Below are 12,599 nucleotides of genomic sequence, written 5' to 3' on the forward strand. Positions count from 1 at the left end.
TTAGTTGACCCTACTGTGCAATATAGCGATATGCAATCGGGTGACATGATTGTGGTGAGAAAGCATGAAGATGCGACATTTAAGCGTCTAGTGATCGAAACCGATAATTCAAGATATCTACAAGCATTGAATCCAGAATTCAAGCCCAATATTATTCCTCTAGATGAAGAATGTATTTTTTGTTGTGAAGTGGTCGACTCCATTCGCTATATTTACCAATCCAAACGTAGATCCAAAATAAAACATAGCTAATTTTTTATCGAATGACTTATTAGTATTCTTATTTTATATCAATATTAGTATTTTAATAAATCTGACCATCATAACCATAAAAAAGCCTAGATGATGATCTAGGCTTTTTTATGCAATATGATATTACTTCGCAGCAGTTGCTTCAGTTGTAATATTTACAGTGATCTTGTCACCAACATTTGGAACGTAGTTGCCGATACCAAATGCAGAACGGTTAAAGCTTGTTGTAGCATTAAAACCAATTGCAGGTACTTTCGCCATTGGATGCTCACCTTGTTTATTCAGTACAGCATCTAATACCACAGGTTTTGTTACCCCTTTCACGGTTAAATCACCTGTAATTTTGAAGTGTTTCTTATCTTTGGTTTCTACTTTAGTACTTTTGAAAGTAATGTTCGGGTACTTCGCAGCATTAAACCAAGCTTCTTCTTGGAACTCTTTATCCAAAGCAGCAACATTAGTATTTACACTGCTTAAAGGAATCGTTACTTCCACAGATGAATTTGCAGGTTTTGCAGTATCAACTTTAATTGTCCCTTGAATATCAGTGAAATTTGCACTTGGTGTAGAGAAACCAAAGTGATTCCAGCTGAATACAGTTGCTGTGTGGGTTGGGTCAATTTTATAGTCGACTGGCGCAGCCAAGTTACCGAACTAGCTAAAGCGACTGCTAAACCGAGGCTTAATGTTTTAAATTGCATTTTTCGTATCCTTGTTTGATATAGTGATTAGTGTATAGATCAAGTATTTTTATTCACTAGTCTTTATAAAACGATATGTTTCACCAGTGCAACAATAAAAGCGTTACAGCGCTTATCAAAAATCAATATCATAAGACTATTCGATACTGGACAATTGATCGACAAGCTCACATGATCAATGGGTATATTTTGATTTAGATACTTCACGATAAACAACAAGGTAAAACATGACACATACAGCACAAGCACTCAGTACATCCACACCTTATCGCGTTAGCTTGACAGACCCTGCTGGTCATACTTGGTATGCAGATGAACCTACAGATAAAGGTGGTCAAGATACAGCACCTAACCCAGTTCAGCTTTTACTGTCGGCTTTAGGTGCCTGTACGACCATCACTCTAGAAATGTATGCCAATCATAAAGGGATTAAACTTGAGCATGTGCAGGTCGATTTAGCCTTAAATCCCAATGGTGAGCCTGAATTAGGTCAAAATAATATTGAACGTAAAATTATCTTAAAAGGTGAATTTACCGAGGATCAGCATAAGCGTTTATTAAAAGTCGCGGAAAGCTGCCCGATTCATAAGTTATTAACATCAAATATTTCGATTCAGAGTGAATTAAGTGTCGGATAAGTGGCCCTTACACTAAATTTCAATCACATTCGTATACCATTCCAATGAGCCACTCATCGAAATATCTATTGCTAGGTCGACAATATTTGTGAGCTCATTTGGAATAAATGAATATAGGTTTTCCCCATCGAAATGAATCCAAAACTCAGGAGGTGGAGTGTCACAACCATCTATTTCTTTTTCACCCAAACCGTCAAACATTGATGAGTGCACATCAAATACTAATATTTTTCCCTTTAACTTCGCCCAACTTGGCATGCCATGACATTTAACTCGAGCTTGAATAGCCTCTTCAAAATAGGCTTGCATACGATAATTATAATTGCCACCAAAGGCTGGGTCGCCATTTTCATTTTTGAAACTTTCCTGTAATGCGCGAAATAAAAATTATATTGTGCGCACTGCCAAAACATTTCTTTTTTATTCAAATTTTCCAAATACCAATATTTAATATCATCTAATATTTCATCAAAAGCATGAAGTTCGAATTCTTTTTTCATCACAACACCTTAATCTTTTAATTTTCAATAAAGTACCAGTAATCGGCTATATCATTATCTGTTCCATTTTTTGGGTCAATATAATGAATATGTATTTCTCGTTCATATTTATATTCCATTTAATCATCATAAAAAAAGCGCCCTGAATCAGGACGCTTTTTTATACCACTTAATTTGATTAAGCAGTCAATTCTTTAACCGCAGCAACAACCGCTTCAGTGGTAATACCGAAGAATTGGAACAAGTCTTTTGCTGGTGCAGATTCGCCGTAAGTGGTCATACCGATCACTTTGCCGTCTAAACCAACAAACTTCCACCAGTAATCCACATGAGCCGCTTCTACCGCTACACGCGCACGGATATGCGCTGGTAATACTGCTTCACGGTAAGCAGCATCTTGCTTCATAAACTCTTCAGCACATGGCATAGATACAACACGCACACCTTCAAGCTGTACATATGCTTCCATTGCCAATGAAACTTCTGAACCTGTTGCAATGATGATTGCTTTTAATTCGCCTTTTTCTTCAGCAAGTACATAACCACCTTTTGCAACGTTTTGAATTTGAGCTTCATTACGTGCTTGGAATGGCAAGTTTTGACGAGAGAAAATTAACGCTGATGGGCCATCTTTACGTTGAAGTGCAGATTTCCAAGAAACAGCAGCTTCAACTGTGTCACATGGACGCCATGTATTTAAGTTTGGTGTACCACGCAATGATGCAATTTGTTCGATTGGTTGATGCGTAGGACCATCTTCACCCAAACCGATCGAGTCATGCGTATACACATGAATCACACGTTGCTTCATCAATGCAGACATACGTACCGCATTGCGCGCATATTCCATAAACATCAAGAATGTTGCAACATAAGGAACAAAACCGCCGTGTAAAGCCACACCGTTTGCAATTGCAGTCATACCGAATTCACGAACGCCGTAATACACGTAGTTACCCGCTGGGTTTTCTTGTACGCCTTGGCAACCTTTCCAAAGTGTTAAGTTAGAACCCGCCAAGTCAGCAGAACCACCCAATAACTCAGGAAGTAATGGACCAAAGGCCTGTAAGGTATTTTGGCTTGCTTTACGCGTTGCAATGGTTTCTGCTTTGCGTTGGTTTCAGCAATAAATGCATCTGCCTGTGCAGCAAATTCAGCAGGTAAATCACCATTGATGCGACGTAATAATTCAGCCGCTTCAGTTGGATATTTTGCTTGGTATTGCGCGAACAATTCATTCCAAGCTGCTTCAGAGGTTTGACCTTTTGCTTTTGCATCCCAAGCTGCATATACATCTTCTGGGATAACAAATGAATCTTCTTTCCAGCCTAATGCTTCACGGGTTAAAACGATTTCGTCTTTACCCAATGGTGCACCGTGGCAATCTTCTTTACCTTGTTTATTTGGTGAACCTAGACCAATAATCGTTTTACAGATGATGATCGTTGGTTTATTGGTTTCAGCTTTCGCTTCAACAGTTGCTTGGCGAATTGCAGCGGCATCATGACCATCTGCACGAAGAACTTGCCAACCATACGCTTTGAAACGCTGTTCAGTATCATCGCTGAACCAACCTTCAACTTCACCATCAATCGAAATACCATTGTCGTCATAGTACGCAACAAGTTTACCAAGACCCAAAGTACCTGCAAGTGAACATACTTCGTGAGAAATACCTTCCATCAAACAGCCATCACCTAAAAAACAGTAAGTGAAGTGGTCAACAACATTCAAACCGTCTTTGTTGAACTGAGCTGCTAAAGTTTTTTCAGCTAAAGCGAAACCAACCGCATTGGCAATACCCTGACCCAATGGACCTGTTGTAGTTTCGATACCAGGCGCATACCATATTCAGGGTGGCCCGGTGTTTTAGAGTGTAATTGACGGAATTGTTTTAAATCTTCAATAGATAAATCATAACCAGTCAAATGCAATAATGCATATTGCAACATTGAACCATGGCCATTCGACAATACGAAACGGTCACGGTTCGCCCATTGTGGGTTGCTTGGGTTATGATTTAAAAATTCACGCCAAACAACATCAGCGATATCTGCCATCCCCATTGGTGCACCTGGATGCCCTGAGTTTGCTTGTTGCACAGCATCCATTGCCAAGACACGAATTGCGTTTGCAATACGACGTTCATTTAAAGGGGTTGTCATAAGTCAGAATCCGATTAAATCAAATAAGATGAGAGAAGATGAGAAATCATCTTTCAAAAACTGAGACTATTGTCTTAAAAAAACGACAGTGGGTAAAGTGCAATACACGATATTTCTTATTTTTCCCGCATTCATTTGGCATTATCTGTGTAAATGTTCAAGTGATAAACAGAACACACAACAGAATGATAATAATTAGAACATCAAATTACAGATTTATTCATATCAAAATCACTAAATATCACTTTTGCTGATACTCATATCAATAAAAACATCATGAAAATGAAATAAATTCATGCTTTTTAGTCAGCTTGTGCTAGTCCTATCCGCCAAGTCGATGTAACATACTCTGTCTTTTTGAAAATACCAATGATAGGACGTTCATGCGCGAGTATGCTGTTTTTACTTCAGAATCTGTAAGCGAAGGTCATCCAGATAAAATGGCTGACCAAATTAGCGATGCAATTTTAGATGCAATCCTAAAAGAAGACCCGTATGCGCGTGTCGCTTGTGAAACATTAGTAAAAACAGGTGCGGTTGTTCTTGCTGGTGAAATCACAACAACAGCAAATGTGGACTTCGAAGCGATTGTACGTCAAACCGTAAATGGAATCGGCTACCACCATTCTGATTTAGGTTTTGATGGTTCGACTTGTGCCGTGATCAACATGATCGGTAAACAATCTCCTGAGATTGCACAAGGTGTTGACCGCCAAAAGCCAGAAGATCAAGGTGCAGGTGACCAAGGTCTTATGTTTGGTTATGCAAGCCGTGAGACAGATGTACTCATGCCTGCTCCAATCTCTTATGCACACCGCTTAATGGAGCGTCAAGCAGAATTACGCCGTTCAGGTGCATTACCTTGGTTACGCCCAGATGCGAAAAGCCAAGTGACTTTTGCTTATGAAAATGGCAAACCAGTTCGTTTAGATGCAGTTGTATTATCAACTCAACACGATCCTGAAATCTCTCAAATTCAGCTTAAAGAAGCGATTATTGAAGAGATTGTTAAGCCAATCATCCCTGCCGAAATGTTCCATGCTGGTACTAAATTCCACATCAACCCAACAGGTATGTTTGTAATTGGCGGCCCTGTAGGTGACTGTGGTTTAACAGGCCGTAAAATTATTGTCGATACTTATGGCGGGATGGCACGCCATGGTGGTGGTGCTTTCTCTGGTAAAGATCCATCGAAAGTAGACCGCTCTGCTGCATATGCCGGTCGTTATGTGGCAAAAAATATTGTTGCTGCTGGTTTAGCAGATAAATGCGAAATCCAAGTGAGTTATGCAATCGGTGTTGCTGAACCAACGTCAATTTCTATTAATACGTTCAATACTGGTAAAGTATCAGACGAGTTAATTATTCAATTGGTGCGCGAACACTTTGACTTACGCCCATATGGTATTACTCGTATGCTGAACCTGATCCAACCGATGTATAAGCAAACTGCAGCTTATGGTCACTTTGGTCGTGAAGGTTCTGATTCTGCATTCACGTGGGAAAAAACTGATAAAGTTGAAATCCTTAAAGATGCTGCTGGATTGTAATCCACACTGCTCTTTCATAAAAAAGCTCGCATTTGCGAGCTTTTTTATTACCCCTAACATCATTTATTCGAATTGGTATTATCTTGCTTAAACATTTCAAAGAGTGAATTGCTTTGAACTGGCTGATCTTCTTGATGATGTTGCGTATACAAATGTGCAAGCTTAATGACTACGACAACTGCCAGACATGCCGCCACACAGAACATCCACATGCCATACGGACTGCGGATATGATGAGAGCCACAGTGTGGGCACTCTTTATCAGTTGATGCAACAACCTTGTCACAACATGCACAATGATATTGATATAACATCATTAATTCCTCCTACCACTTATTTTTTATTTTCTTTTTACAACAATTTCATATGTCGCACTTTTATCCTATGAAAAAAAAACCAAGAATTCAATCTAGTTTTCTGACCTACCCATTCAAATTAACAATTTTTTATGACAATTTGATTAGAATTTTGATTTTAAGCAAATCTTTAAGTGCTTAATATTATTTGATCTTTCACGTAATTTGATAAAATAAACTTTTGCATGTTATGGAATACAGCATGACTCAATTAATTAATAAAGGTGGATTTCGCGAACGGGCAAATCGCAGTCGAAAGTATAAACAATCAGAAAATGAGGTTACGACGCTGCAACCGAGCCATTACCAACCACAAAGTAAGGAAGCCAACTTAGCTGCTACGTCCGAACCCACACAGAATCTTCAAGACCCAAAGATAAGCCATAAAAAAGCACACTTGATCAAGTGTGCTTTTTGAAGCAAATTAAAATCAATTCACATCTTTAAATTCAATTTTCTTCTGATCAGGTTTTACTTCACGTGCTTCACCATCAATAATGGTTGAATCACGATACTGACCACCACCTTGTTGATTCTGCATATCCTGCATCTGACGCATCAAATCAGCAAATGGATTCGGGCCTGCAGCACCACCGCCCATACCACCCATCATTTTATCCATCATGGCTTGCTGACGCTTGGCCATGGTTTTCATCAATGCATTGCGAAACGCCGTTTGAACAGGTGGAATTAAAACCAATACAGCCAATACATCAGAAATTAAACCAGGAACCATCAATAGAAAACCAGACATCGCCAGTGCTAATTTCTTGGTGACTGCTGGATCACCACCTAATTGGCCTGTCATCTGCATTTGCTGCAATTGAGGCATAATACCCGATGTACTTGAACGAACCATATTCAGGCCAATGAAGAATGCGATAATGAACCAGAAAAAGACATACCACATACTTCCAACGAGGTCACCCACGCCAATCCAGACTAAAACTTCAGCAATTGTGCCAAATACCACGATAAGAAGTAGATTCATGTCAAATCTCGAAAATTAAAACCTTGTGCAATCTTGAACAATCAATCCTGACACAACAAATAAAATAAACTCAATAAACTAATTGATGGGTACATTTCTCAATTTATCAAGTCCAATGTGATAGCTTGTATAAAAAAGCTCCCAATTAAATTTGATCTAATTGAGAGCCTAAACAGCCTTTAATGATTAACCACACGTTGCTTGAGTAATCTTCTTAGACTGAGGGTCAATCGTTACCGTCACACGATTTTCACGATAATCCATGGTGACAGGCTGGTTTGGTCCAACACTGCGAACAATCTCTGATTTGGTTTTCTGTTTGATTTGATCTTCGCTTAATCCAGACTGACCAATGAGCTTCGTCGCTTCATCTGCCAGGCATTTCGGCTGGTTTGCGCGGAATAACTCCCACTCTTCGACCACTTGACCATTGGGTAACTTACAGTATCCAACCTGACCATTGGCTTCATTTTTAATTTCTAACTGACCACCCTGCTCTACACAATATTTGCTCGCAGGGTTTGCCATACCAATTTTTGGTGGCGTCATCTCTTTATTTGGTGTTGCTGAACACGCTGCCAATGAGGCTACAATTGCACCTAAAAGTAAGATCTTTTTCATGATTTGAATTCTGATAAAGTAAAAAGCAAAGATAACAAAATAGTTTAGATTATTATGTCTATGATTTGAAACAGGAAGCAAACCGATACACTCTAATTTATAATTTTTTAAAAGTACTCACAAACCTATTAAATACATTCATTTTCGGTTTGTTTATCAGACTACCATATTGTTTATCTGTTATCCGCCTTAAGCGGTATTTCATCTCCTGAGCTATTTCTTCATTTTCGCTTTGTGCATGCTGCCTTATTAAAGCGATCGCTTCTTCAGTGCCAATATCTGCCAAGGCATGACTAAACCATTTTGTGATGACCCCATCATCAGAAGCCGTATATTCAAACCGCTTAAAACCCTGCTCAAGAACTTTTGCAATACTAGCCACACTTGATGGATGGGCAAGATCTTGCAGCTCTTTTGTTATCATTTGATGCTGGTAATGCCCATCTAACAATAACAAATGATTTAAAACCGAAACCTTGATCTCTTGATTTTCTATCTTAAATGCCAAATCAGCCACAAACTCAAGCATATCGGTATCACTTTGATGAACGCCACGCTCAAACATTTCCATCAAATAAGTGAATTTATTTTCATCAGCAATATTCACACTCCCCCAGAATGCATCTACTTTTGCATAATAATCCAAAACCGAATCTCCCTTTAAAATACTCATCTCGATTACTGAATAACAATAAACTCCAATCGAATCGCCTCATCGACCAAGTAATGCTCTTTAATGAGATAAAAATAAGGTCGAGTATGGATCCACTCATCCATTTCCATAATGGCCTGCGTGTACCCCGTCGCCGCTGAAAAATCTTTAACTTGTATAACATCCATGGACTTCATCCTTTTTATTTAGCCTAACATATTATATTTATTCATATATAGAATAAAATACAGCCTAATCAGTCAGTTGTCATAGCTTTCGATCAGGCCATGCTTTATACAACTTTTTTCATTAGAGACTAGAAAAAATGTCTCATATTGAAGAGACATTTTTTCAAATAAGAACGCAGATTAGAACGATACCATTTTTCCAGGATTCAGCATTCCTGTTATACCATACCACCTTTAGACATTGGGATCGCTAGCGGAGCCAATAAACGACCAAATAAGATATCGCTGTGCTGAATTTTGGTGAGCATTGCATAATCTGCATTTGCACCAGAAAAATCGTCTGCAATTGCTTTTCCAATTCGTACCGTTTGCGCCACACCATGTCCACTCCAACCATGTACTGCATAAATTGGATACTTATTTCAAACTTACGGTTATCTGTCGCGCCATTCATGGTCAAATCACTGACCCCACTCCAACAGAAATCCATCTCAACAGTCTCCAGTTGAGGGAAAACTTTGTGAATACGCCCAAGCAAGTACTGATTCATCTTAGCAGCAGACCAACTTGTTCCTGTTCCTTGCCCACCGAATAGCAAACGATTTTTGGAAACTCCACGATAGTAATCAATCTGTAATTGCGTGTCATAAACAGGATGGTCTTGTGGCAACAAATCTATTAATGGCAGTTGTAAAGGTGCAGTAACGGCAATGTAGGTATGAAATGGGATGGCTGTTTGCTTCTTCTCTGGAAGTAGTTTAAATGCATTATGATGTACTGCAATGACCACACTTTTACGTGCTTTTATTATACCCGATGCTGTCTGTACATAAACACCATCAGCTTGCTCAGTGATTGATAACACTTCCGTTTGTTCAAACACCTGCCCGCCATTCTGGCAGAAGCCGTGTACTAAGGCGCGGTTAAGTGCCAGTGGATGAATATGGCCACCTAAGTCATCAACCAAGCCACCCTTATAAAGATCAGATTTGATTAAAGCCTTAAGTTCGTATTCACCAACAACCTGTGTATGATCTTCGCCCAAATACTTCCGAGCATCTGCACCTTGAGTCAAAGCAATCAAATGTCCTTCATGTACAGCAGCGGTAATATGTCCACGTTTACGTGCTAAGTTAACAGCATATTTTTCTGCGATATGATCAATTAAAGACATCGCTTCTGTCGACGTAAAATGCCAAAGTTTTTTAGCATCTTCATAGCTAAAGCGCTTAATCATCTCCTCGGCTTCCCAACGGGCTAAGCCAGGCGTAAGCTGCCCTCCATTTCGGCCTGAAGCAGCTGAACCAATTCGGTTCTTTTCAACCAAAATGGTATCCACACCTTGTTCAGCCAAATGCAATGCCGCTGAAGCACCCAATAATCCGCCACCGATCACAACGACATCACAGGTTTGATCCGAATTGAGCGCATCAAAACAATGCCAATCCGCTAAGGAACTTTCATAATAGTTTGCAGGATGATCAAACTGACCATGTTTCGGATTTACCCAGCTCCACTCATTCGAATTTTTATATGCTTTACTTTCTTTAAAAACAACATCATCTAAATGCGCTGGCTTGTTTATACCGCTATACATTTGTAATTCACCTAAAACAATTTCTTACTGATTAATTGCTATAGTTTATCGCAAAAAAAATGAGCAATAAAACCAGAATCTTTCAATATTTTTGATAGGTTATTTACCTAAATCTTTCTATTTATTGTTTTATAAATCTAGCCAACAATGAAATACACCAAAGTCGAAATAAAACTGAGGAGTGAGCATTAAAAAAGCACCCGAAGGTGCTTTTCTTTCTTATAGGCTGGTTGCAATCAAGACGACAAAGCTGAATAACAACGTCCCTAAAGATCTTTTACAATGTACATGAACTTCTTGCTCAAACCCTTGAGCATACGGCTCCAAGTTTTCCATAACTTTAACGCTCATTAAATGTACCACACTTGTTAATTTGCCTAATAAATTAACAAGAATAAATTAGCAAAAAGTCTTATATCTGACTAGTGCAATTTTTCAACCAGATGGTTAATTTATGACAAAAAGTGACAGTTTATTTAAAAAATTTAAAAATAAACCGAATTATGTAAAGGAACGTATGCTCAAAAGATTGCCATAAAAAAAGCCCATCAATCGTGAGCTTTTTTTATTTACTGATCTAAGATTATTGGATCACAGTAATTTGGGTTGCTTGAGGTCCTTTCTTACCTTCACCTAAAATAAATGAAACGCGTTGACCTTCTTTTAGAACTTTGAAGCCAGAGCTTTGAATTTCACTGAAATGAGCAAAAACATCTTGTCCAGAATCTGCATGAATAAAGCCAAAACCTTTAGTTTCGTTAAACCACTTAACAGTACCAGTAACTGTATCAGACATATACTTAAACTATATTTAAAAAATTGGGGCGCTTAGCAGCGAGCAACTTGGAATCATAAACTTTGAAAGGAAATCTGATAAAACGAAAGGTTTGTCTAAAACTACGAGATCAAAGATTTTCTGAATCAACAGTGTTATTCTTCTAGTCAGTTTTACTATACACGACTTTACATTTTTCACGCAATCTCTATCTTTTACAGCTGGCTTAAATGATGTTTTTAAGCATGCATTTCTGCAAAACCGAGTAAAGATTAATATTTTTTTATTTTAATATTCATATAGTTAAAAAACTTCATTTTATTTAACATTCAAAATTCTGCTTTTTATATAAATTTTTAACATATTATTTCATTTCCATATGCTCACAAATATCCATCATTCATGAGCATTTTTTAAGGTACAAAAAAAGCCCACAGAGTGTGAGCTTTTTTTTCACTGGTCTAAAGTAATTAGATAACAGTAATTAGAGTTGCTTGTGGTCCTTTTTTACCTTGACCAAGAACAAACGAAACGCGTTGGCCTTCATTCAATACTTTGAAGCCCTTGCTTTGGATTTCGCTGAAATGAGCAAAAACGTCTTCGCCAGAGTCAGCTTGAATAAAACCAAAACCTTTAGTTTCGTTGAACCACTTAACAGTACCAGTAACTGTATCAGACATACCTTTAAACCTTTTAAACTTTGTTCATTTATGAATTAAACCATAACTTTTACATTATGATTTAATACAATCTATCTGTATTAAATAGATACTACAAGTATGTAAACCATTTATGTCAATCGATAAAGTTGATTAACATCGGTATAGAAACTTTTCCCGTCTAGATTAAAGTCAATTTCCTGACCCGATTCCAACAGTACTTTCTTTCCTACTTCCACCCATTTAAAGCCGTTCAACGTGTTTTGCTGACGCTTTAAAGGGATGATTTGCACACAAATCTCATTGCCATTTATGGCTTTGGCTACACGCCATTCATTAATAATTTTCAACACAAAATCACTCATTCCTGAGCTCAAGTGATCGATTTGGATTTACTATAACGCTAGATTAATTGAGAGAGGATAACTACAATTCTAGAATCTAATAATTTTTAGCTTTCTTTAGGGTTATTTCAGCTAACTTTTTGCTGTCTAATTTCTTAAGTAGACAACAATTCAATAATCACAGAGCTAATATTCAATTAACTTTTAAGTGGTAGCGGGAGCTGGATTTGAACCAACGACCTTCGGGTTATGAGCCCGACGAGCTACCAGACTGCTCCATCCCGCATCAACATTTGATCATCACATCTGATCAATGAGATGCTTTATACGCCCATCTCCCCCACAATGCAAATTTTTTTAGAAAAATCACATAATTTCCTTCTTAATGCCTAAATTAAGTACAAATCGATCATTTTTACGACTTTTCCATACTCCTATAGATTGCACTCAGATCATGCTTCAATTTTAATTTTTTTAAGTGTGATTTAATGAATCGTTCAATAAATCAACTATTTTCTTATAATTCAAAATACTACAAAAAAATTATGCAGTAAAAAGTCCATTATGTAACAATATTGCCAATCTTTTATTTTTATAGTGTCTGTCTCGC

Annotated in this window: 12 protein-coding genes, 1 tRNA gene and 1 pseudogene; 3 read left to right on the forward strand and 11 right to left on the reverse strand. The window is 37.9% G+C overall.

Annotated features, from left to right (window positions below; translation table 11 throughout):
• On the forward strand, nucleotides 1–252 hold a 252-nt coding region (locus tag ACFSX5_RS19395; protein WP_386835746.1), incomplete at its 5' end, for a S24 family peptidase.
• 123 nt (nucleotides 253–375) lie between these two features.
• Here the strand turns inward: ACFSX5_RS19395 and ACFSX5_RS19400 are convergent.
• Nucleotides 376–897 carry a YceI family protein gene (locus ACFSX5_RS19400; RefSeq protein WP_386835748.1) on the reverse strand — a complete coding sequence of 174 codons (522 nt, stop codon included), beginning with the start codon at nucleotides 895–897 and terminating at the stop codon, nucleotides 376–378.
• Between the two features lie 283 nt (nucleotides 898–1,180).
• Between ACFSX5_RS19400 and ACFSX5_RS19405 the strand changes: the two genes are divergently transcribed.
• On the forward strand, nucleotides 1,181–1,591 hold the full coding sequence (locus tag ACFSX5_RS19405) for an OsmC family protein (RefSeq protein ID WP_016540421.1): 411 nt from the start codon (nucleotides 1,181–1,183) through the stop codon (nucleotides 1,589–1,591).
• Between the two features lie 12 nt (nucleotides 1,592–1,603).
• On the opposite strand, the gene ACFSX5_RS19410 is transcribed toward ACFSX5_RS19405, so the two are convergent.
• Both ACFSX5_RS19410 and tkt read right to left on the reverse strand, forming a co-directional pair.
• Nucleotides 1,604–1,900: a hypothetical protein gene (locus ACFSX5_RS19410; protein ID WP_386835750.1), complete on the reverse strand. Its 297-nt coding sequence runs from the start codon at nucleotides 1,898–1,900 to the stop codon at nucleotides 1,604–1,606.
• A gap of 369 nt (nucleotides 1,901–2,269) precedes the next feature.
• A pseudogene (gene tkt, locus ACFSX5_RS19415) lies at nucleotides 2,270–4,256 on the reverse strand (transketolase).
• Nucleotides 4,257–4,639: 383 nt separating this feature from the next.
• Between tkt and metK the strand changes: the two are divergent.
• Nucleotides 4,640–5,806: a methionine adenosyltransferase gene (gene metK / locus ACFSX5_RS19420; protein WP_005211901.1), complete on the forward strand. Its 1,167-nt coding sequence runs from the start codon at nucleotides 4,640–4,642 to the stop codon at nucleotides 5,804–5,806.
• Between the two features lie 786 nt (nucleotides 5,807–6,592).
• On the opposite strand, the gene ACFSX5_RS19425 is transcribed toward metK, so the two are convergent.
• The 8 genes from ACFSX5_RS19425 to ACFSX5_RS19460 all read right to left on the reverse strand — a co-directional run bounded on the left by ACFSX5_RS19425 (nucleotide 6,593) and on the right by ACFSX5_RS19460 (nucleotide 12,275).
• A complete protein-coding gene (locus ACFSX5_RS19425) occupies nucleotides 6,593–7,153 on the reverse strand; it encodes an FxsA family protein (RefSeq protein WP_016660343.1) in 561 nt (186 codons plus the stop codon).
• A gap of 186 nt (nucleotides 7,154–7,339) precedes the next feature.
• The gene (locus ACFSX5_RS19430) at nucleotides 7,340–7,774 is read right to left on the reverse strand and encodes a putative hemolysin (RefSeq protein WP_016540426.1); all 435 of its coding nucleotides are present in this window, start codon (nucleotides 7,772–7,774) and stop codon (nucleotides 7,340–7,342) included.
• A 97-nt stretch (nucleotides 7,775–7,871) separates the two neighbouring features.
• Nucleotides 7,872–8,420: a hypothetical protein gene (locus tag ACFSX5_RS19435; protein WP_016540427.1), complete on the reverse strand. Its 549-nt coding sequence runs from the start codon at nucleotides 8,418–8,420 to the stop codon at nucleotides 7,872–7,874.
• Nucleotides 8,421–8,864: 444 nt separating this feature from the next.
• Entirely contained in the window at nucleotides 8,865–10,211 is a 1,347-nt protein-coding gene (locus ACFSX5_RS19440; protein ID WP_386835753.1) for an NAD(P)/FAD-dependent oxidoreductase, read from the reverse strand.
• A gap of 583 nt (nucleotides 10,212–10,794) precedes the next feature.
• Nucleotides 10,795–11,007, reverse strand: a complete 213-nt coding sequence (locus tag ACFSX5_RS19445) for a cold-shock protein (RefSeq protein WP_004653102.1) — start codon at nucleotides 11,005–11,007, stop codon at nucleotides 10,795–10,797.
• A 449-nt stretch (nucleotides 11,008–11,456) separates the two neighbouring features.
• Entirely contained in the window at nucleotides 11,457–11,666 is a 210-nt protein-coding gene (locus ACFSX5_RS19450) for a cold-shock protein (RefSeq protein ID WP_004653101.1), read from the reverse strand.
• A 110-nt stretch (nucleotides 11,667–11,776) separates the two neighbouring features.
• Entirely contained in the window at nucleotides 11,777–12,010 is a 234-nt protein-coding gene (locus ACFSX5_RS19455; protein ID WP_016540430.1) for a hypothetical protein, read from the reverse strand.
• Between the two features lie 188 nt (nucleotides 12,011–12,198).
• Nucleotides 12,199–12,275 (reverse strand) — tRNA-Met (locus ACFSX5_RS19460).
• Between the last annotated feature and the right edge of the window lie 324 nt (nucleotides 12,276–12,599).

It is taken from the genome of Devosia albogilva (assembly GCF_042685625.1).
Classification (GTDB): domain Bacteria; phylum Pseudomonadota; class Alphaproteobacteria; order Rhizobiales; family Devosiaceae; genus Devosia; species Devosia albogilva.

Coding starts and splice junctions, on each gene's coding strand:
- ACFSX5_RS19405 (WP_016540421.1), top strand. CDS start 1,181: ATGACACATACAGCACAAGCACTCAGTACATCCACACCTTATCGCGTT.
- ACFSX5_RS19410 (WP_386835750.1), bottom strand. CDS start 1,900: ATGCAAGCCTATTTTGAAGAGGCTATTCAAGCTCGAGTTAAATGTCAT.
- metK (WP_005211901.1), top strand. CDS start 4,640: ATGCGCGAGTATGCTGTTTTTACTTCAGAATCTGTAAGCGAAGGTCAT.
- ACFSX5_RS19425 (WP_016660343.1), bottom strand. CDS start 7,153: ATGAATCTACTTCTTATCGTGGTATTTGGCACAATTGCTGAAGTTTTA.
- ACFSX5_RS19430 (WP_016540426.1), bottom strand. CDS start 7,774: ATGAAAAAGATCTTACTTTTAGGTGCAATTGTAGCCTCATTGGCAGCG.
- ACFSX5_RS19440 (WP_386835753.1), bottom strand. CDS start 10,211: ATGTATAGCGGTATAAACAAGCCAGCGCATTTAGATGATGTTGTTTTT.
- ACFSX5_RS19445 (WP_004653102.1), bottom strand. CDS start 11,007: ATGTCTGATACAGTTACTGGTACTGTTAAGTGGTTTAACGAAACTAAA.
- ACFSX5_RS19450 (WP_004653101.1), bottom strand. CDS start 11,666: ATGTCTGATACAGTTACTGGTACTGTTAAGTGGTTCAACGAAACTAAA.
- ACFSX5_RS19455 (WP_016540430.1), bottom strand. CDS start 12,010: ATGAGTGATTTTGTGTTGAAAATTATTAATGAATGGCGTGTAGCCAAA.